Here is a 19,079-nt window from a genome sequence, read left to right as displayed (position 1 = left end):
CGCCAAAAGTAATGGCTAAGAGCACGCGCATCACTGCTTTCCGATCCGCCGTGAGAGAAACAGAGAGTGGGAGCAGGCCCCGCGGAATAGGGTGAGGATCGCGACTAGGCCACCCTCCATCAGCTGAGGGAGCGTTTCCGATCCCTATTCCGCGGGGCCTGCTCCCACTCACACGCAGAAACGCATCACCCAAGCTTTTCCACCGAGGCCCGCTGCAAGGAAGGCATCCCCTGCCCCACCCAATCCCGATCATTGGCCACCTGCGCCGTACTCCTGCTGGCCTCCAACGCCGAAAGGTCCACATCGGCCATGGCCCAGACCTGATCCCCCCGCGTCTGCACCAACACCCCATCCGCCGGAAACCCTCGGTCCATCGGCGCGAAAATCGCCGCCTCGCCCGTATTGATATCCAGCGCAGGACTCCACGCCGCCACGCCCGCCGTCACCGCCTGCGCCACGAAGAACCGATTCTCCAGCGCCCGCGCCAGACACCCCACCCGCACCCGCGTCGCCCCCGCTTCCGTATCCGTACAACTGGGCACCACCAGCAACCGCGCCCCCGCCTCGTACTGCGCCCGCACCGGCAACGGAAACTCGCTGTCGTAGCAGACCGATATCCCGCTGCGCACCTCATCCACGGCAAACACCTTCAGCGCATCGCCGCCTTCGATCATCCCCGTGGCCATCTCGAAACCGGTCATCTGCAACTTGTCCTGCCAACCATGGCCGCCGTCGGGCGAGAACCAGTCACTGCGATTGCGATACCGCTCCGACGCCACCGCAAGCAGGAAACTGCCGGCAATGACATGCACCTGATGCTCGCGCGCCAGCCGCTGGAACAACGCACACCAGTCGCCACGCAGCGCCTGCGTGGCAGCGAGCGATGCCGGCAGATCCGAATACACCGCCTGCTCGAAGACACCCGCCAGCTCCAGCGACAGGTATTCCGGCAACACCGCCACCCGCGCACCGCCGGCACGCGCTTCACCAAGCAGGCGCGACACCCGTTCGGAAAACGCCGCGAAATCGCGCGGCTGTTGAATCGGATACTTGGCCACGGCCACTTTCATGCCACGCCCTCCTTCGGCTCGCGCCGCAACGGCCCCCATTCCAGCGGACGCGTCCAGAACGTCAGCGCATGCGCCATCGGGCCCTGGTCAATCTCGTTCCAATGCAGTTGCATCGTCATGCCCGGCTGGCGGCTGTAGCCGCGCTTGCGCCAGAAATCGTCATTGCCACGGAAATCCGCTGGCCTGCGCGCATCGTGCGCATCGCGATCCACCGCCGCAAACGCCGTCCAGCGGTAATCGCCCAGGCCACGCGCATGATCCTCGCGCGCATCGAAGAAGGCATGGCCAATGCCGCGTCCGCGCCATGTCGGCAGCAGTACCGACTCGCCGAAATAGAACACATGGGCCGGATCGATATCCGATGCCAGGAACGGCTGGCGGAACTCGGCGCTGTCATCCAGCAGCGGCAAGCCGGTGGACGCACCGACTACCCGGCCTTCGTCCACCGCCAGCACGAAGACGCTGTCATTCGACTCGGCATACGCCGCCAGATATTCGCGCTCGTAGGCCAGGTCGCCTGCATACAGATACGGCCAGTCGCGGAACACCGCGACCCGCAGCCGGGCTACATCGTCCAGCCAGGGCTGGATGGCAGGACCTCGAAACGTCTGGATGGCGTGCGCGTGCTGCATGCGTGCACTGTAGCGCAGGGCGCATCGTCCCAGGCGTAGATCAGCAGCGCCGCCGCCGGCAGCAGCCACAGGCAGGCGTGCTGATCCTGCGAGCGTGCCGCGTAGATGGCTTGCGGCGTGGAAGCCACCGGCTGCCACGCCTCGTATGTTCTGGGCGGTGCGTGCCGCGCCAGGCCTGCGCGGGCGACGGGCGCCTCGCGCAGGCAGGCGAGCGGGTCATCGCGCAAGCGCTGCGCGATGACCTCGTCCAGGCGGAACCACAAGCTGCCGCGTGGACGATGCCACAGTGGCAGCAACAACTCGGCCAGGTCGGCAGTGGACTGCGCTTCGGTCAACAGGCCGCGTGTGCGCAGGCTGGCGGGCAACACGCGGCTGGCGCGACGATGCAAGGTGGCCTGATCGAGCATGGCGATCTCAGCGCAACTCGTTGCCGAGTTCGTACCAGTTGACCTTGCGGGTGACGAACATGATGGTGGCCAGGATGCCGAACAGCAGCAGGGAGCCCATCAGCAGCGCGTTGTCATCCGACAGCAGCAAGGCATACAGCACGCCATACAAGGCGGTGAGCATGGTCGCGAAACCCGCCGCGCGCCACCAGCCCTGCAATACCCCGGACAGGTAGAAGAACTGCAGGCCGATGCACGCCGCCGCCGAGATCAGGTAGGCCTGCCAGAAGACGATGTGCTCGGACAGGCTGAGCAGCAGCAGGAAGAAGATCGCCAGCGCCAGGCCCACCAGCAGGTATTGCAGCGGATGGATCTTCAGGCGCTTGATCAGCTCGAACAAGCCGAACGCCACGAAGGTCAGCACCACGAACAGGATGCCGTACTTGCTGGCGCGATCGACCTGGGTGTAGGTGTCGACCGGATCCACCAAATGCACGTCCAGGCTGTCGATGGCCGAGAGCTTGCCGTCTTCGCCGGCCGCTTCGTAACCGCCCGCTTCGGACAGGCGCCTGCGCTGGGTCAGATCGGTCTTGCCCTTCTCGCCCAGCTGCGCCTGCGTGGCGCTGGCCAGTGAGGAGATTTCCCAGCGCGCCGTGAAGCCGGCATCGCCCACCTTGCTGTCATGCGGCGAGTAGCGGCCACCGAACAGCGGATGCGGCCAGCTCGATTGCAGTTGGATGTGGTTGCTGTCGCCAATCGGCGCGATGCCCAGCGACTCGGTGCCGGCCAGCACGAAGCGCAGTTGCAGCTTGCTGGCAGGCAGGCGGATGGTGCCGTCGTCGGACTTGGCTTCTGGCAACTTGGCATGCACGCCGCTCATGCGCTCGCCCAGCGCACCGGTGCCGCTCTCGATCAGCAGCGGGCGACCCTCCAGGCTCAACGATGGCGTACCCACCAGCCCGCGCACATCGGCCAGGCCCAGCACCAGATACGGCTGGCCGTAAGTACGGCCCGCCACCGGCGCCAGCGGTAGCGGCGCAAACTCGGCCGACACGTTGGCGCCCCACTCGAAGGTGCGCACTTCGTACACGCCAATGCGGCGCAGGTTGGGCTTGAGGGTGCCGCTGGCGCTCAGGCTCAACGGCGTCTGCAAGGCGTAGCCCTGCACGGTGTCCTGGCGCGTGGTCGGCCGGCCGTCTTCGCCTACCACGGTGGTGCTGCGCAGTTCCTGCCAGGGCACCACGCGCAATGGACCCACCACCTGCTGCGGGCCAGCCATGCTCTGGGAAATGCGATCCACGGCCTTGGCTTGGTAGAACTCGCGATCCGAAATCAGGCCCCGCACCATCATCAGGGGGATGAGCAACAACAGCACCAGACCGCCAACGGTCAGGAATCGCAACAACAGTTTGAGGGATTTCACGCCTTGCTCCATGCCGGGAAGTGGCGGGCATGGTGGGCGCGGGGTGTGGAGGGGGAAGGTGGGGAGTTTGAAGTGGGGGTGAAGTTGAGCGGCGAGGTCCTTGCAGTCGGAATCCGCTATCCAACACAGCCAGTCGAGCTAACCGTGCTTCTAAACACCGATTGTTTCATCACCCACATGTTCACGGCCAGCCAGGTCCAATGGCTCCGCCACGACCAGCTGCACAGCCGGGTGTCCGCGTTGCAAGTGAATGCAAAACCGCCGAGCGCTCGGTGACTTACCTAGTTGCGGGCCTCTTGGTTGCCCAAATCCTGCTTGAACAGCTCGGCGTAGCGTCGGAAGTTGTAAGCCTCGGCAATCGCGTCAATCGCTTCCACGCTGAAACGGTGGACACGATCCAGCTCAATCAAGCGGGCGTCCTTCCACTCCATTACTTGGCCGACGGTGACATCTGTCGCAGCCAAGAACGTTGCGATATGGCGAATCGCCCGGTCATAGTTGCGGTTGGAGAGTTCGGCTTGGCGAATGCTTTCAAGATGCGCAGGAACGTACAGATCTCGGTCGCCAAGATACCCGTCCAGCGGACGATCCAAAGTCATCGTGCCGAACGTGGCCGCGTATCGCTTCCCCGCTTCGCCGAGTGCCTGCTCTGGGTTTACGTCCTCTCCAGCGTTAATCACTGCCCATGCCCTCTTAAGACGCTCAGCATCCTGCGCCAACTCCATCAGCAGGTAGTTGGTCTCCAGCATCTGCGCAAGCTTCGCCTCACCTCTGATCTTTCCCTGGCGAATTGCTTCAGCCGCGGCAGCGTCCTTTGCGACCCTCCTTGCGTCCGCTGCCTGGTGCAACCCAATGCCTGCCGCGACCGCAATCGCCAGCACGCTAAACCAGGCTTGCATCCAGGCAGCTCTCTCATCCTCTTCCAGCCCCATGAACCAAGTGACGGGATGAACGAAAGTCACGCCATCGGTTGTGTAGTACTCGAAAGCGAACTGCAGAATGACCAAGGCCGCTATGGCTGCGGCACCGAAGAGCAAGCGATTCATGCGCACCCCCGCGCGTTTGATGCTGACAAGACTAGGGCCTTCGTCTGATGGGCGCCATTTGCGCTAGGAATAAGGGAAGCCAGTGTTGTACCGGCCGAAGCGGAAGTCGCCCTCGTCCATGGCGGCGAGCAGCAAGGGATAGGCTTTGTTGGCGTTGTCCTCGCGCGCCATCAGCCGTAGCGCCTTCCGGTAATGAATGCTGTGCATATCCAACCCGTCCCTTTGGTTGATGCTCGCCCATCTGGTTTCCCCCGCCCCGCACCGCACACGTTGCAGATCAAATTTCCTCCGCAATATAGGTGCATTTCCACGCAACAAGTTCTAGGTTTTGCTACAGGGCATCCCCCTCCCGCAGCGCCCCGCTCCACTCCCCAGCTGCGAGACAAAAGCGCGGACCGTCTGAGCGTGCGACTCAGACCGGCCCGCTAACCAAAACCAGTACAACATGGATACCAGTTATGGCTAGCCTCAATCCTACAAGCACCACGCCCACCCCTTCCACCGACAGCGCCATCCACTTCCTGCCGCCCGCTCCACCGGCGCCACGCGCCCCGCCCTCGCCCCCCATCGGCGAGTCGCCCCGCGAATCCGCCCGCCAGCAACTCTGGACCGTGCAGGAAACCCTGCATCTGCTGCACCTGCTCACGCTGTCGCGCAACGATGACCCCATCGTCGCACCCGAGGCCTGGAGCGGTTGCCTGCACCTGCTCAGCACCCAACTGGCCACGGCCCTGGAGGCCACCGAAGAATTCGAAACCGCCTGAGTCACCCGTGGCAGGCCGGCAGGGAACGATGCCGGCCTGCTAGCCCAGCGCTAGCCCACCGCCACCGTCAGCACCGCATCGGTCCCGCCTTCCGCACGCGGTTCCAGGCTGATCTCGCCGCCATGCAGGCGCGCCACCTCGCGCACGAACGGCAGGCCCAGGCCCGAGCTGCGATGCCCGGTCGCTGGCCGCGCCAGCGAATAGAAGCGTTCGAACACCCGCTCACGCGCATAGTCCGGTATGCCCGGCCCCTGATCACGCACGCACAGGCGAACCAGATCGCCCTGCTGCTGCGCCAGCACCTGCACCGCGCCCTGCGGCGGCGAAAACGCCAGTGCGTTGTCGACCAGATTGCCCAGCGCCTGCCGCAGCAGGAACGCATCGCCCTGCACCACCAATCCGGCATCCTCGGCGCTCGCGGTCAGCGTCACCTCCAAAGACTGCGCCGAACCCGCGGCATCCTCCACCACCTGCGCCATCAACGCATCCACGGAAACCGGTTGCCGCTTCTGCAACCAGCCATGCTGTTCCACCTCGGCCAGCATCAGCAGCTTGTCGATGGTTTCGGTCAGCCGTTGCTGCTGGCTGAGGATGCTGTGGGCAAAACGCTGGCGCTGATCATCGGCCATCGGCTCCTGCAGCAACTCGGCCGCGCCGCGTATCGCCGCCAGCGGGCTTTTCATCTCGTGGGTCAGCGACTGCACGTACTGCTCCACGTAGGCCTTGCCTTCCAGCTTGCGCCGCATCGCTTCCAGCGCGCGCCCCAAGTCGCCAATCTCGTCATTGCGTGGCTTGGGCGGCGGCACCGGTTCGCCCGCTGCTACGGCCTGCGCATAGCGGTTGAGGCGGTTGATGCCGCGCACCAGCCACCAGGTAATCAACAGGCCAATCAAGGCCGACAACCCAATCAACCAGGCGCCGCGGCGCATGATGTTCTGCTGGCTGGCGGTGATGAAGGGTTCGATGCTGTGGTTGGGTTGCGCCACGGTCAGCACGCCGATGATCCGGTCGCCATCGCGAATCGGCGCGGCGACGTGCATCACCGTGCGCTCGGTCTGCCCGGGCGTTTCCGGACTGGAGCGCGCGCCGTACTCACCGCGCAGGGTGCGGTAGACATCGTTCCAGCGCGAATTGTCGCGGCCAATGTCCTGGCCGGTGGAGTCGTACACCACCACGCCACGCGCATCGGTGATGGTCACCCGGTAGTCGATGCGATCCTTGGGAAACCGCCACACCCGAGCCTTCAAGTCGCGTTGCCCGGCCTGCGCGATGTCGCGGGCGAAATCGCCGTCGGCGATCCGGCCGGCCCGCATGTCGTCCGCCGCCATCACCGCCAACACGTTGGCGGTATCCACCAACGTGGACTCCATCGCCTGGCGCACGCCCGGCTTCACCTCATTGACGAACACCCGCATCACGAAGAACGCCGCCAGCCCCACGATCAGGAAGAAGGCGATGAACAGGCGCAGGCCGATTCGCATGGGTCAGACCTCGAGGGCGTAACCCAGGCCGCGATGGGTGCGGATGGGATCCGGGTCCGCGCCCGCCGCACGCAGCTTGCCGCGCAGCGTCTTGATGTGGGTGTCCACCGTGCGGTCCATGCTCTCGGCATCGCTGTCCCAGCCGCGATCCATCAGCTGCGCGCGGCTGAGGATGGCGCCCGGGCGCTGCAACAACGCCGCCAGCAGTGCGTACTCGTAACGGGTCAGGTCCAGCGCCTGCCCGCGGTAATGGATGCGGTGACCGTCGCGATCAATCGCAAACTCGCCATGGCGATCCCAACCGGCCACCGCCACCGGCGGCGCCACCGGTGCACGCCGCAGGCGCGCACGCACGCGCGCCACCAGCTCGCGCGGCGAAAAGGGTTTGGCCACGTAGTCGTCCGCGCCCAATTCCAGGCCCAGCACGCGGTCAATCTCGTCGTTGCGCGCGGTCAGGAAAATCACCGGCACGTCGCTGAAGCTGCGCAGGCGCTTGCAGACATCGAAACCGTTGATGTCCGGCAGGCCGATGTCCAGCACCACCACGTCCACCCCGCCGGCGCGCACCCGCGGTTCGACCAGTCCGCCCAGCAATACGTGCTCGGCCTCCATGCCCTCGCTGCGCAGGGCATAGACGACGGTGTCGGCGATGGCGGTTTCGTCTTCGGCAAGCAGGATCAGCGGCATGCCCACAGCATAGCCGTGGTCCATCGCTGCGACTATGCTGTGCGGATGAACTATCGCCACGCCTTCCACGCCGGTAACCATGCCGACGTGCTCAAGCACATGATCCTGCTGGCCGTGCTGGCCGCGCTCAAGCGCAAGGACAGCCCCTTCTTCGTGCTCGATACCCATGCCGGCCGCGGCCGCTATCTGCTGGGGGGCAGCGAGAGCCAGAAGACCGGCGAGGCTGAATCCGGCATTTTCCGGCTGTTCGACCAGCCCGCCCTGCCCGAGGTGCTGGAACACTATCTGCGGGCCGTGCAGGCCGCCAACCCGGTCGGCGCACTGGTGGCCTATCCCGGTTCGCCGCTGTTGGCCGCGCAGGCGCTGCGCGAGCAGGACCGCCTGGCGGCGTGCGAGCTGCAGCCCGAAGAGGCGAGTGAACTCAAGGCCCTGTTCGCCCATGACAAGCGCGTCGGCGTGCATGCGCGCGACGGCTATGTCGCGCTGCATGCGCTGTTGCCGCCGCGTGTGGGCGAGGTGAAGATCGCCCGCGGCCTGGTGCTGATCGATCCGCCGTACGAAGCGCAGGACGCCGAGTACCCGCAGATCATCAAGTCGCTGCGCGACGCCATGGAGCGCTGGCCCAACGCCTGTTACGCGGTCTGGTACCCGATCAAGCAGCGGCGCAGCCTGCAGCCGTTCTTGCGCAAGGCCGCGGCCCTGCCCGCGAAGTCGGCGCTGCTGGCGGAACTGCAGATCCGCCCCGATGACTCGCCGCTGCGACTGAATGGCAGCGGCATGTTGCTGCTCAATCCCCCCTTCCAGATCGAACAGGCCATCGCCCCCGCGCTGCCGGCGTTGCAGAAAGCGCTGGGCGAAGCCGGCGCCAGCACGCGCCTGGAGTGGTTGCAGATGGCTCACCAGCGGTAACCCAGCCCGACCTGGCCGCTGACCTCGCGGTAGTGGCCGGCGCCACGCCGCAGGGTGATGAAGCCGCGCGCAGTCCAGCCACCACCCAACTCGGCATCCGCTCCGGCCTGCATGGAATCGATGCGGCGCGGCAGGCTGCCGTTCATGGCGGTGCCCTCGAACCGCACACCGCGACGCGCGGCATAGTCCTCGCGGTGCACCGCGAGGTAGGGCTGCACCCGCATCACCTGCAGGTCCAGCACCTGCGGGTACATCCGCAGCCCCAGGCGCCGGTCCACGCCCGCACCGGCGCTGGCATCGATGCGCGTGCCGTTGGCTTCGCGCACGCGATCAGCGGAGTGCTGCACATACACGTACTGCAGTTGCGGTTCCAGCATCCAGCGCGCGCGCGCGCTGGTCCACGCATTCCATGCATAGCCGGCTTCCAGCGAAGCGGTCCAGCTGCGCGAGGTATAGCGCACGCTGCGCAGGCCGTCGCTCTGCACCTGGTTGTGGAAGCGGCCGTGTTGCACCCAGCCATCCAGGTAAGCACCGCCTGGAGTGCCCGCGCGCGAGAACCAGGTGCCATAGAGGCCGAAGCTGTGTCCGCGCACGGAACCCTTGGCGTGGTAGCCGGTCAGTGCGGAACCGACGTGGCTCTGCGCCTGCGCCGCGCCGGCCATCATGCCCAGATGCAGGCGGTGATCGCGCGGCTGCCAACGGGTCAGTTCGGCGCCGGCTTGCAGCATCGTCGCATCGGTGGCCGAAGCCAGCTGCCGGTTCTCCGTGCGCAGATCGTGTTGCTGACGCTGGCTGCGCACCCAAGCCTGGCCGCCTGAGCCATCGCGTTGGCGCTCGGCGTACACCGGTTCGCCCAGGCGATCGTGCAGGTTGTGCGAGAACAGACTGATGCTCGCCCATTGGTTGGCCTGGTACGCCGCCACTTCCGGACGCCACAGTGGTTCCGGAGGCGATGGCGATGGCGGGTCGACCGGCGTGATTGGGGGGGTGGGATCGTCCGGAGAATCGGGCTTGACGGGTTGGTCGGGCTCGTCCGGCTTCACCGGCTCGTCGGGCTTGTCCGGCTCGTCCGGCTGCACCGGGTCGTCGGGTTTCACCGGTGGTGGCCGGCTGGAGCGCAGGTACCAGTCGCCGTCGTCCGGCGCGCTGACGCTGCCCTGCACCAGGGTGTACTCGTACGGGCCGGCGACGACGCGCTCGAGCAGGCTCAAGGTCGCGCTCGACTCGCCGTCCACCTGTACCAGGCGGATGCCTTCAACGGTGGCGGCGCCCGCGCCCTTGGCGTTGACCACGCGCACGCTGCCCACGCCTGTTGCATTGCCTTGCACCAGCAGACGATCGGTGGCCGAGTCATCGCCTTCCAGGCGGGTGTTGAACTCCAGCGTGCCTTCGCCGATGTCGTAGTTGCCGGTCACCTGCACGCGTTTGAAGTCGCTGGCGGTGGCGGGCGCCGCGAACTGCAGCAGTCCGCGGTGAATCAATTGAGTCAGTCCCGAGTGCGCGGTCACCATCCACGTACTGCTCTCCATCAGACCCAGCTCCGCCACCTGTCGGCCCGCCTCGGACAGCAGGGCGCCCTGCAGCGTCGAGGCGCCGGTCAGGTCCAGATTCACTTCGGCGGTGGCGCTGTCGACGCGCACGTCTCCCAACAGTTCCGAATCGCGCGCGTTGAGGGTGATGCGGCCCGCAGCCAGCGTGTCCTGGTTGTCCAGGATCGCGTCGTCGACTTGCATCAGTACCCCGGGCGCGCCATCGACCTCGCCGGACAGCACGCGCGACTCGTTGAGAATCAGCTTGTGTTGATCGCCCAGAAACCACAGGGCGGGCCCCTTCATGGCGCGCATAACGCTGGTGGCGATCCGCGCGCTGTTGCCGCCATTGCCACGGGTGTTGACCCGGCTCACATAGGTGCTGCCGCGCGCGCCCTGCACGTCAATCTGCGAGTCGCGCACGTCCAACTGAGCACGGTCCACCTGGACAAAGCCATGCGCGTCCGTCTCCAGCGACGTCATCTGTGAAGCGGCGACGGTGGCTTCCACCTTGTCACCTGCCACGTACAGCGCCGCGCCGCCGCTGCCGTGCACCTCCACCTGGCTGTCCTTGAGGGAGATTCGCGACAGCGTGGTCTCGTTGTTCTGGGTGCCGCGCAGTGCATGGGCCTCATTGCCCCACGTATCCAGGCGGAGGCTCTCCAGCGTGGCGACCCCTCCGAGAATGTCCACGCCATGGCTGCCCTCGTTGCCCGAGGTCTCGATGGCGCTCTTCTTCAATGTCAGTTCGGCGCTGCTGCTGCTGGTGTGGAACGCGGCCTGCACGTCGCTGGCCTTGAAGTCGGCGTCGGTCGCGGTGAACTGGCCGTCGTGCTGGATCTCGGCCAGGTAGCTCCCCTTGGCGCTGTAGCTGCCCTGATCGACGTTCACGCTCGATGCGGTGTTTCCGCCACTCACGCGGAAGGCCGGTTGCGCGCCATTGACGATGGTCCCGTTGACGACGTGGGCCTGCGCGCCGTCATTGATGTCGTAACGTGCATTGCTCAACACCAGCGCGGTGGTGCTGGCCTGCGAGCCTTCGCCGGTGATCAGCATGTTGAGGTAGCCGTCGCTGGTGGCGATCTCCATCTGCTGCAGGGTCAGTTTCCCGCCCGCCGCCACTCCCAGGCCGGCATTGCCGGTCAGGGAAATGGCGGTGCGTATGGCGCGGATTTCGCTATCCGTGCCATCGACAGTAAACAAACCGAAGTATTTTCCGACGTTGCCGCCCGCGATGCGGCCATCGGTGAAATGCAGACTGCCGCCGTCGCGGGCCGCAAAAGCACCTTGGCCGTTGCCATTGTAGCCGGCGTTGATGTCGACGCCGGCCAGGCGCATCTTGCTGACCACGCCGGCGGCATCCCTGCCCTGCACCTGCAGGGTCTCGAAGACCCGCCGGTCGTTGAGATTGGAATTGATCGAACCCTTCTCCAGCTCCACCCGGCCACCGCCAAGTGCCTGCAGGCCGATGGCGACGCCGTAGGGACGGCCACCGAGCTTGAACGTCACCTGCTGGCCCGTCGCCACGGCGTCAGCACCCGTCACCGTCAACGCCGCATCCCAACCCTCGTAGTCCAGACTGTCGCCCTTGACCAGCGTCAGCGTTTCGCCCGGGCCCACGTATTGCGCACCGTGCAGGTCCCTGGCCTCCAGGTCGCCATGCAAGCCCCATAGATTTACAGCTATGGCCAAGGCAAGGGCATGGCTTTTTCCTGCCTGTCGGCGGGCCACTGGAACGCCGCGTGGCGAGTGCGGGGGATGCCGGTCCGTTGCCGGCGACGGCGAGAAAGTACCCGGGAAAATGGGCCGCGGACAACAGAGAGATTTCATTGCTGAGGCGTCTTGGCAGGACAGAGATGCCTGTCCTACCGACCAGTTTTCACCTCTGCAATGGCCGGCCCCGCAGTGTGAAAAGAATACTGAGGCTCTCAGCCGGATGTCTATAAAGGTGATTGAGTTGCGGCTTTATAGAAATTCCTTTCGCAACAGCCACGGCCAGTCGCCGTGACGCGCATGCATCGCGTGCAAGCGTCCTCTCTCGATTCGCCAGCCACAGGCAAATCGATGGGCGAAAGTCAGGCTGAAGGAATCGGTAACAACGCAGCGAGGCCAACCCGCTGAGGCAGGAATCACCCCGCTCTTGCGCACAATCTGCGCGACGAAAAAACACCAGGCGCGCCCGGCACAGGCGCGCGCACAGGGTGGCAGAGGTTTGCGAACGTGGCGGTTATCCGGCCGCCAATTCCTTCTGCACCTTCTTCGGCAGCTTGGCGACGATCAGGTCGTAAGCCTGGCGCAGCAGCGCCTGCAGTTCCTCGCGTGGCAGCACGGAGGTGTCATCCAGCTTCACCCAGTGCGCGCGCGCCAGATAGGGCGCCGGTACAAAGCCCGGGCGGTCGGTGAGTTCCAGGAACCGATCTTCGCCGGCCTTGAAGCTCAAGCTGCCCTTGCCCTCGCCTTCCAGGCAGTACACGCAGAACATCTTGTCGCGCACCAGATAGCACAGGTCCGCGCCCCACTTCACATCGGTGCTGACCCCGGGCAGACGCCCCAGCCAGCTGTCCAGATCGCGTTGGCTCGCTTTCTTTGCCATGGCTCAGCGCTCCGACTTGGGTAGATCGGGTTCGAAGAACGTCCAGCGCACTGCCGGATAGGCGACTTTCAGTTCGTCCTCGACCCGGTTGATGTCATCCAGCAGCACGCGCACGTCCTGGGTTTCGCGCATCACCGCCTGCACCGAGACCACCACGTCGTTGCCCTGCTGCAGGGTGATGACGTGGATCAGATGGGTCACCTCGGGGCGCGCGCGCAGCCAGCCGGTGAGCTGCTGTTCCAGTTGCGGGTCCACGCTCTGGCCAATCAGCATCGACTTGACCTCGATCGCCACCAGCACCGCAATCACGATCAGCAGCACGCCAATCATCACCGTGCCCACCGCATCCCACAGCGGATTGCCGGTGACCACCGACAGCATCACCGCACCCAGCGCAAACACCAGGCCCAGCAGCGCAGCCAGATCCTCGCCGAAGATCACCACCAGCTCGGCCTGGCGGCTCTCGCGGAACCAGCGCCAGATGCTGCGGTCGCCGCGCGACTTGTTCACTTCTTCCAGGCAGGCGCGCATCGACACGCCTTCGGCGATGATCGCGAACACCAGCACGCCGGCCGCCCACCACCACTGCTGCAGCGGTTCCGGATGCTGCAGCTTGTGCACGCCTTCGTAGACCGAGAACATGCCGCCGATGGTGAACAGCATCACCGCCACCAGGAACGACCAGAAGTAGATGGCGCGCCCGTAACCCAGCGGGTGTTCGGTCGATGCCGGGCGCCTGGCCTGGCGCAGGCCCAGCAGCAGGAGCAGCTGGTTGCCGCAGTCGGCCAGCGAGTGCACCGTTTCGGCCAGCATGGCGCTGGATCCGGTGATGAAGGCGGCCACGCCCTTGGCCACCGCAATGGCGAAGTTGGCCCCCAGCGCAAACAGGATTGCGCGCGTAGAATCGCCACCACCCGCCATGACACATCCTTGAATAGGGAAAGGCCGGCAGTCTAGCAAGGGACCCCTGCGCACTGGCGTCATTGCCGACTAGAGCCTACCTTCACCGCCGACATGGGAACCTGCCGCCCGCTATGACCGCGCCGAAACGACTACCGCCCTGGCATGAGCACTTCCGCCTGCCCAGCGGCCGTGAACTGCTGATCCGTCCGATCCGCCCGGAGGATGCCGGTCCGATCCAGGGCGCCTTCACCCTGCTGGGTCCGGAAGAAATCCGCCAGCGCTTCCTGTACGCGCTGCGCGAGCTGACCCCGGAAATGGCCCAGCGCCTGAGCCAGCCCGACCCGCAGACCGAGTTTGCGCTGGTGGCGGCCGAGACCCTGCCGCCCGGCGAGGCGCTGGTGGGTGCGGTGGCGCGGGTGTCGGTGGTGTCGCGTTCGCGCGAGGCCGAATTCGCCATCCTGGTCAGCCACTTCATCGCCGGCCAGGGCCTGGGCCGGCACCTGATGCGCCGGCTGGTCAAATGGGCCAAGTCCAAGAAGCTCGACCGGCTGTACGGCGATGTGCTCGACAGCAACCTGCCGATGCTGCAACTGGCCGAGTCGCTGGGTTTCCGCCAGGTGCGCGAGCAGGATGCCTCGCCCAACCTGGTGCGGGTGGTGCTGGACCTGAACCAGCCCGAGTAAACCGGCCGACCGACGGACGGCCGTCGGTCCTGCTGCGTGGCGTAATGACGGACATGGGGAGCTGGCGGCAAGCGGTGCCGCGGCGACGGAGCGGCTCCCATGAACGCAGCAATCGACGAAACCCGCCTCAACCAATTCCTCGGCCATGCCGTGGGCGACCTCGGCGCGGCGATCAGCGCCACCTTGATCCTGGCCGGGGATCGGCTGGGCCTGTATCGCGCCTTGGCCGACAGCCCGGCCACGCCCGCCGAGCTGGCCACCCGCACCGGCACCCATGAACGCTACATCCGCGAGTGGCTGGGCAACCAGGCCGCCGGCGGCTATGTGGAGTACGACGCCGACAGCGGTCGCTACCAGCTGTCACCCGAGCAGGCGCTGTGCCTGGCCAACCCGTCCAGCCCGGTGGATCTGGCAGGCGCCTATTACATTGTCGAGGCGGTGTTCCATGCACTCGACCGCACCGTGGCCAACTTCCGCAGTGGCGCCGGCATGGAATGGGGCGATCACCATGCCTGCCTGTTCCATGGCACCGAGCGCTTCTTCCGTGCCGGTTACAACGCGCACCTGATCAGCGAGTGGTTGCCGGCGCTGGATGGCGTCGTCGACAAGCTCAAGCAAGGCGCCAAGGTGGCGGACGTGGGCTGCGGCCATGGCGCCAGCACGGTGTTGATGGCGCAGGCGTTTCCCCGTTCGCAGTTCATCGGCTACGACTACCACGCCGACTCGGTGCGGGTAGCCAACGAACGCGCCGAACAGGCCGGCTTGACCAATGTGCGTTTTGAAGCGGCCGACGCCAACTCGTATCCGGATCGCGATTTCGATCTGCTGGCCTTCTTCGATTGCCTGCACGACATGGCCGATCCCGAAGGTGCGGCGCGCCACGCCCAACGCGCGCTCAAGGCCGATGGCCACTGCCTGCTGGTGGAGCCTTTCGCCGGTGACAAGGTGGAAGAGAACCTCAACCCGGTCGGCCGCGTGTACTACGGCGCGTCATCGCAGATCTGCGTGCCGGTGTCGCTGGCGCGGCAGGGTCCGGCGCTGGGCGCACAGGCCGGCGAAGCGCGGCTGGGCGCGGTGATGCGGGCGGGCGGCTTCAAGCAGTTCCGTCGCGCCACGCAGACGCCGTTCAACCTGGTGTTCGAGGCCCGGCCCTGAAAGGGCGGTGGCGCTGGTGTGGGAGGCACTTCAGTGCCGACTGACAGGGTCGGCACTGAAGTGCCTCCTACGGAGGACATCCAGGGCCGGCGCGCATTGACTCGCCTCGCATCGGCCCCACGTTAAACTGACCTCCCTTGCGCTGGCGGCTTCACGGTCGCCGGCGCTGCTGTTGTTTTGTGGACCGATGCCCAAGAATCCTACGCCTCCCGCTACTTCCCCCTCCCTGCTGCCGCAAGGCGCGCACACCCGCGCCTGGTGGCGCGCGCCGGCTTCGGTCACGGCGCTGCCGTGGTTCCTGATTCGCGCGGCGCGCCAGCACGAGGGCCCGCTGCTGGTCATCGCGCGCGACAACCATCACGCGCATCAGATTGAAGGCGACCTGCATACCTTGCTGGGCGCCGGTGCGGATCTGCCGGTGCTGCCGTTCCCGGATTGGGAAACCCTGCCCTACGATCAATTCAGCCCGCACCCGGACATCGTCTCGCAGCGGCTGGCCGCCTTGCATCGCCTGCCCACGCTGGCGCGCGGCATCGTGGTGGTGCCGGTGCAGACGCTGCTGCAGCGTTTGCCACCGTTGCGCCACATCGTCGGCGGCAGCTTCGACTACCGCACCGGCCAGGTGCTGGATTTCGATGCGGAAAAGCGCCGGCTGGAAGCGGCCAGCTACCGCCATGTGCCGCAGGTGCTGGACCCGGGCGACTTCGCCGTGCGCGGTGGCCTGCTCGATGTGTATCCGATGGGCGCGTCCGCGCCGCTGCGCATCGAACTGCTCGACGACACCATCGACTCCATCCGCGCATTCGATCCCGAAAGCCAGCGCTCGCTGGATCGCATCGCCAGCGTGCAATTGCTGCCCGGCCGCGAAGTGCCGCTCGACGAGACCTCGGTGGCACGCGCGATGGATCAGTTGCGTGACCGGTTCGACGTGGATACCCGCCGCAGCGCGCTCTACCAGGATTTGAAATCCGGCCTGGCGCCGGCTGGTGTGGAGTACTACCTGCCGCTGTTCTTCGAGCAGACCGCCACCCTGTTCGACTACCTGGGCGATCGCGTGCTGCCGGTGCTGGCCGACGGCGCCGATGCCTGCGCCGAAGCGTTCTGGGCCACCACCCGCAATCGCTACGAACAGCGCCGCCATGATGTCGAGCGGCCACTGTTGCCACCGGATGAGTTGTACCTGTCACCGGAAGCCCTGCGCGAACGCCTGAACCAACAGCCGCGGGTGGAACTCTGCGCGCCCGATCACCCGCGCCATGCCGAGGCCCTGGCACTGGGCGAGCAACCGGCCCCCGCGCTGCCGATTGCGCAGAAGGACCACACCCCCGGCGTGGCGCTGCGCAGTTTCCTCGACAGCTATCGCGGTCGCGTGCTGATTGCCGCCGACTCGGCCGGTCGTCGCGAGGCGCTGCTGGAAGTGCTGCAGTCGGCCGAGCTGAAACCCGAAGTCGTCCCGGACTTCGCCAGCTTTGCACCTTCCTCCTCCGGGAGAAGGGGGCGCGAAGCGCCGGATGAAGGTGCGGCAGCGTCGGGAGACGGGCTACCTCGCTTCGCCATTGCCGTGGCGCCGTTGGAAGACGGCTTTGCCCTGGACGATCCGCAGCTCGTCATCCTCACCGAGCGCCAGCTGTTCCCGGATCGCGCCACCCAGCCCAACCGGCGCAAGCGCAGCGTGCGCGAGCCGGAAAGCATCATCCGCGATCTGGGCGAACTGAGCGAAGGCGCGCCGATCGTCCACGAGGATCATGGCGTGGGCCGCTACCGCGGGCTGATCGTGCTCGAAGCCGGTGGCCTGCCCGGCGAATACCTGGAAATCGAATACGCCAAGGGCGACCGCCTGTACGTGCCGGTGGCGCAGTTGCACCTGATCAGCCGCTACTCCGGCGCCTCGGTGGAAACCGCGCCGCTGCATTCGCTCGGTGGCGAAGCGTGGACCAAGGCCAAGAAGAAAGCCGCGGAAAAGGTCCGCGACGTGGCCGCCGAACTGCTGGAAATCCAGGCCCGTCGCCAGGCCCGCGCCGGACTGGCGTTGCCGGTGGATCGCGGCATGTACGAGCCCTTCGCCGCCGCCTTTCCGTTCGAGGAAACGCCGGACCAGCACCACGCGATTGAATCGGTGCTGCGCGATCTTGGCAGCAGCCAGCCGATGGATCGGGTGGTCTGCGGCGATGTGGGTTTTGGCAAGACCGAGGTCGCGCTGCGGGCCGCCTTCGCGGCGGCAAGCGCCGGCAAGCAGGTCGCGGTGCTGGTGCCGACCACGTTGCTGGCCGAACAGCACTACCGCAACTTCCGCGATCGCTTCGCCGACTGGCCGCTGCGGGTGGAAGTGCTGTCGCGCTTCAAGACTGCCAAGGAGATCAAGGCCGAACTGGAGAAGCTGGCCGAGGGCAAGCTGGACGTGATCGTCGGCACCCATCGCCTGCTGCAGCCGGACGTGAAGTTCCGCGACCTGGGCCTGGTCATCGTCGATGAAGAACAGCGCTTCGGCGTGCGCCAGAAGGAAGCGCTGAAGGCACTGCGCGCCAACGTCCACCTGCTGACCCTGACCGCCACACCGATTCCGCGCACGCTCAACATGGCCATGGCCGGCCTGCGCGATCTGTCGATCATCGCCACCCCGCCGGCCAACCGCATGGCGGTGCAGACCTTCATCACGCCCTGGGATGGGCCGTTGTTGAAAGAGTCGTTCCAGCGCGAGCTCTCGCGCGGTGGCCAGGTCTACTTCCTGCACAACGACGTGGAAAGCATCGGCCGCATGCAGCGCGATCTGCAGGAGCTGGTGCCGGAGGCGCGCATCGGCGTGGCGCATGGGCAGATGCCCGAGCGCGAACTGGAACAGGTGATGCTCGGCTTCCAGAAGCAGCGCTTCAACGTGTTGCTGTGCACGACAATCATCGAATCGGGCATCGACATTCCCAACGCCAACACGATCATCATCAACCGCGCCGATCGCTTCGGCCTGGCCCAGCTGCACCAGCTGCGTGGCCGCGTCGGTCGCTCGCATCACCGCAGCTACGCCTACCTGGTGGTGCCGGACAAGCGCAGCATGACCGCCGACGCCGAGCGCCGGCTGGACGCCATCGCGGCGATGGACGAACTGGGCGCCGGCTTCATGCTGGCCACCCACGATCTGGAAATCCGCGGCGCCGGTGAACTGCTGGGCGAGGATCAGAGCGGGCAGATGGCCGAGATTGGCTTCAGCCTGTACACCGAATTGCTGGAGCGCGCGGTCAAGTCGATTCGCCAGGGCAAGCTGCCTGACGCCGACCTGGGCCAGGAATCACGCGGGGCCGAAGTGGAACTGCATGTGCCGGCGCTGATTCCGGATGACTACCTGCCCGACGTGCACACGCGCCTGACCTTGTACAAGCGCATCAGCAGCGCGCGTGACGTCGACGAGCTGCGCGACCTGCAGGTGGAGATGATCGACCGCTTCGGCCTGCTGCCGGACCAGGTGAAGTACCTGTTCGCCACCGCCGAACTCAAGCTCACCGCCACCGCACTGGGGATCCGCAAGCTGGACCTGGGCGAAGCCGGTGGCCGCATCGTCTTCGAGAGCAAGCCCAACATCGATCCGATGGCGGTGATCCAGCTGATCCAGAAGCAGCCCAAGCTCTACACCATGGACGGCCCGGACAAGCTGCGGGTCAAGGTGCCGCTGCCGGAGGCGGCGGACAGGTTCAATGCGGCCAAGGGTTTGTTGACGACCTTGAAGGCGGCGTAGTCGCCGGCCTTATGCCCCTCTCCCGCTTGCGGGGGAGGGCTGGGGTGGGGGCCGAACGAAGACGGAATGTTGCAGCCGCCAATTCGCCTGAAGG

16 protein-coding genes are annotated in these 19,079 nt (G+C 66.1%); 5 read left to right on the top strand and 11 right to left on the bottom strand.

Annotated features, from left to right (window positions below):
• Positions 1-185 precede the first annotated feature (185 nt).
• The 6 genes from B5X78_RS14980 to B5X78_RS18645 form a co-directional block, all read right to left on the bottom strand.
• Positions 186-1,070 (bottom strand): carbon-nitrogen hydrolase family protein, encoded by an 885-nt coding sequence (locus B5X78_RS14980; protein ID WP_079725325.1) that lies wholly within the window; start codon positions 1,068-1,070, stop codon positions 186-188.
• On the bottom strand, positions 1,067-1,702 hold the full coding sequence (locus B5X78_RS14975) for a GNAT family N-acetyltransferase (RefSeq protein WP_079725323.1): 636 nt from the start codon (positions 1,700-1,702) through the stop codon (positions 1,067-1,069). The genes B5X78_RS14980 and B5X78_RS14975 overlap by 4 nt, the downstream gene beginning before the upstream one ends.
• The gene (locus tag B5X78_RS14970; protein WP_079725321.1) at positions 1,636-2,109 is read right to left on the bottom strand and encodes a hypothetical protein; all 474 of its coding nucleotides are present in this window, start codon (positions 2,107-2,109) and stop codon (positions 1,636-1,638) included. The genes B5X78_RS14975 and B5X78_RS14970 overlap by 67 nt, the downstream gene beginning before the upstream one ends.
• A gap of 7 nt (positions 2,110-2,116) precedes the next feature.
• Entirely contained in the window at positions 2,117-3,511 is a 1,395-nt protein-coding gene (gene creD, locus B5X78_RS14965) for a cell envelope integrity protein CreD (RefSeq protein WP_079726217.1), read from the bottom strand.
• 281 nt (positions 3,512-3,792) lie between these two features.
• The gene (locus B5X78_RS14955) at positions 3,793-4,557 is read right to left on the bottom strand and encodes a hypothetical protein (RefSeq protein ID WP_079725318.1); all 765 of its coding nucleotides are present in this window, start codon (positions 4,555-4,557) and stop codon (positions 3,793-3,795) included.
• A 63-nt stretch (positions 4,558-4,620) separates the two neighbouring features.
• Positions 4,621-4,764, bottom strand: coding sequence for a hypothetical protein (locus tag B5X78_RS18645; protein ID WP_176140881.1), 144 nt, complete (start codon positions 4,762-4,764; stop codon positions 4,621-4,623).
• A gap of 251 nt (positions 4,765-5,015) precedes the next feature.
• Between B5X78_RS18645 and B5X78_RS18495 the strand changes: the two genes are divergently transcribed.
• Complete coding sequence (locus B5X78_RS18495; RefSeq protein WP_139381582.1) at positions 5,016-5,321, top strand: hypothetical protein; 306 nt, start codon at positions 5,016-5,018, stop codon at positions 5,319-5,321.
• Between the two features lie 50 nt (positions 5,322-5,371).
• Here the strand turns inward: B5X78_RS18495 and creC are convergent, their stop codons facing one another.
• Positions 5,372-6,802 (bottom strand): two-component system sensor histidine kinase CreC, encoded by a 1,431-nt coding sequence (creC, locus tag B5X78_RS14950; RefSeq protein ID WP_079725316.1) that lies wholly within the window; start codon positions 6,800-6,802, stop codon positions 5,372-5,374.
• A gap of 3 nt (positions 6,803-6,805) precedes the next feature.
• On the bottom strand, positions 6,806-7,513 hold the full coding sequence (gene creB / locus B5X78_RS14945; protein WP_079725315.1) for a two-component system response regulator CreB: 708 nt from the start codon (positions 7,511-7,513) through the stop codon (positions 6,806-6,808).
• A 21-nt stretch (positions 7,514-7,534) separates the two neighbouring features.
• On the opposite strand from creB, the gene B5X78_RS14940 reads away from it, so the two are divergent.
• The gene (locus B5X78_RS14940) at positions 7,535-8,398 is read left to right on the top strand and encodes a 23S rRNA (adenine(2030)-N(6))-methyltransferase RlmJ (RefSeq protein WP_079725313.1); all 864 of its coding nucleotides are present in this window, start codon (positions 7,535-7,537) and stop codon (positions 8,396-8,398) included.
• Here the strand turns inward: B5X78_RS14940 and B5X78_RS14935 are convergent.
• From B5X78_RS14935 to B5X78_RS14925, 3 genes are all read right to left on the bottom strand, one after another.
• On the bottom strand, positions 8,386-11,619 hold the full coding sequence (locus tag B5X78_RS14935) for an autotransporter family protein (protein WP_176140880.1): 3,234 nt from the start codon (positions 11,617-11,619) through the stop codon (positions 8,386-8,388). The genes B5X78_RS14940 and B5X78_RS14935 overlap by 13 nt on opposite strands.
• A 535-nt stretch (positions 11,620-12,154) precedes the next feature.
• Entirely contained in the window at positions 12,155-12,520 is a 366-nt protein-coding gene (locus tag B5X78_RS14930) for an MmcQ/YjbR family DNA-binding protein (protein WP_079725310.1), read from the bottom strand.
• Between the two features lie 3 nt (positions 12,521-12,523).
• Positions 12,524-13,441 carry a cation diffusion facilitator family transporter gene (locus B5X78_RS14925; protein ID WP_079725309.1) on the bottom strand — a complete coding sequence of 306 codons (918 nt, stop codon included), beginning with the start codon at positions 13,439-13,441 and terminating at the stop codon, positions 12,524-12,526.
• A gap of 113 nt (positions 13,442-13,554) precedes the next feature.
• On the opposite strand from B5X78_RS14925, the gene B5X78_RS14920 reads away from it, so the two are divergent.
• The 3 genes from B5X78_RS14920 to mfd all read left to right on the top strand — a co-directional run bounded on the left by B5X78_RS14920 (position 13,555) and on the right by mfd (position 18,985).
• Entirely contained in the window at positions 13,555-14,106 is a 552-nt protein-coding gene (locus B5X78_RS14920) for a GNAT family N-acetyltransferase (protein ID WP_079725307.1), read from the top strand.
• A gap of 99 nt (positions 14,107-14,205) precedes the next feature.
• Positions 14,206-15,261, top strand: a complete 1,056-nt coding sequence (locus B5X78_RS14915) for a class I SAM-dependent methyltransferase (protein ID WP_079725305.1) — start codon at positions 14,206-14,208, stop codon at positions 15,259-15,261.
• A gap of 187 nt (positions 15,262-15,448) precedes the next feature.
• Positions 15,449-18,985, top strand: coding sequence for a transcription-repair coupling factor (gene mfd / locus B5X78_RS14910; protein WP_079725302.1), 3,537 nt, complete (start codon positions 15,449-15,451; stop codon positions 18,983-18,985).
• Positions 18,986-19,079: the final 94 nt, after the last annotated feature.

This window comes from Pseudoxanthomonas indica (assembly GCF_900167565.1).
Classification (GTDB): Bacteria; Pseudomonadota; Gammaproteobacteria; order Xanthomonadales; family Xanthomonadaceae; genus Pseudoxanthomonas_A; species Pseudoxanthomonas_A indica.
This window is presented reverse-complemented; position numbering and strand designations above follow the sequence as displayed.

Coding starts and splice junctions, on each gene's coding strand:
- B5X78_RS14970 (WP_079725321.1), bottom strand. CDS start 2,109: ATGCTCGATCAGGCCACCTTGCATCGTCGCGCCAGCCGCGTGTTGCCC.
- B5X78_RS14955 (WP_079725318.1), bottom strand. CDS start 4,557: ATGAATCGCTTGCTCTTCGGTGCCGCAGCCATAGCGGCCTTGGTCATT.
- B5X78_RS14930 (WP_079725310.1), bottom strand. CDS start 12,520: ATGGCAAAGAAAGCGAGCCAACGCGATCTGGACAGCTGGCTGGGGCGT.
- creC (WP_079725316.1), bottom strand. CDS start 6,802: ATGCGAATCGGCCTGCGCCTGTTCATCGCCTTCTTCCTGATCGTGGGG.
- B5X78_RS14940 (WP_079725313.1), top strand. CDS start 7,535: ATGAACTATCGCCACGCCTTCCACGCCGGTAACCATGCCGACGTGCTC.
- B5X78_RS14925 (WP_079725309.1), bottom strand. CDS start 13,441: ATGGCGGGTGGTGGCGATTCTACGCGCGCAATCCTGTTTGCGCTGGGG.
- B5X78_RS18495 (WP_139381582.1), top strand. CDS start 5,016: ATGGCTAGCCTCAATCCTACAAGCACCACGCCCACCCCTTCCACCGAC.
- B5X78_RS14975 (WP_079725323.1), bottom strand. CDS start 1,702: ATGCAGCACGCGCACGCCATCCAGACGTTTCGAGGTCCTGCCATCCAG.
- B5X78_RS14915 (WP_079725305.1), top strand. CDS start 14,206: ATGAACGCAGCAATCGACGAAACCCGCCTCAACCAATTCCTCGGCCAT.
- B5X78_RS14920 (WP_079725307.1), top strand. CDS start 13,555: ATGACCGCGCCGAAACGACTACCGCCCTGGCATGAGCACTTCCGCCTG.
- B5X78_RS18645 (WP_176140881.1), bottom strand. CDS start 4,764: ATGCACAGCATTCATTACCGGAAGGCGCTACGGCTGATGGCGCGCGAG.
- creB (WP_079725315.1), bottom strand. CDS start 7,513: ATGGACCACGGCTATGCTGTGGGCATGCCGCTGATCCTGCTTGCCGAA.
- B5X78_RS14980 (WP_079725325.1), bottom strand. CDS start 1,070: ATGAAAGTGGCCGTGGCCAAGTATCCGATTCAACAGCCGCGCGATTTC.
- mfd (WP_079725302.1), top strand. CDS start 15,449: ATGCCCAAGAATCCTACGCCTCCCGCTACTTCCCCCTCCCTGCTGCCG.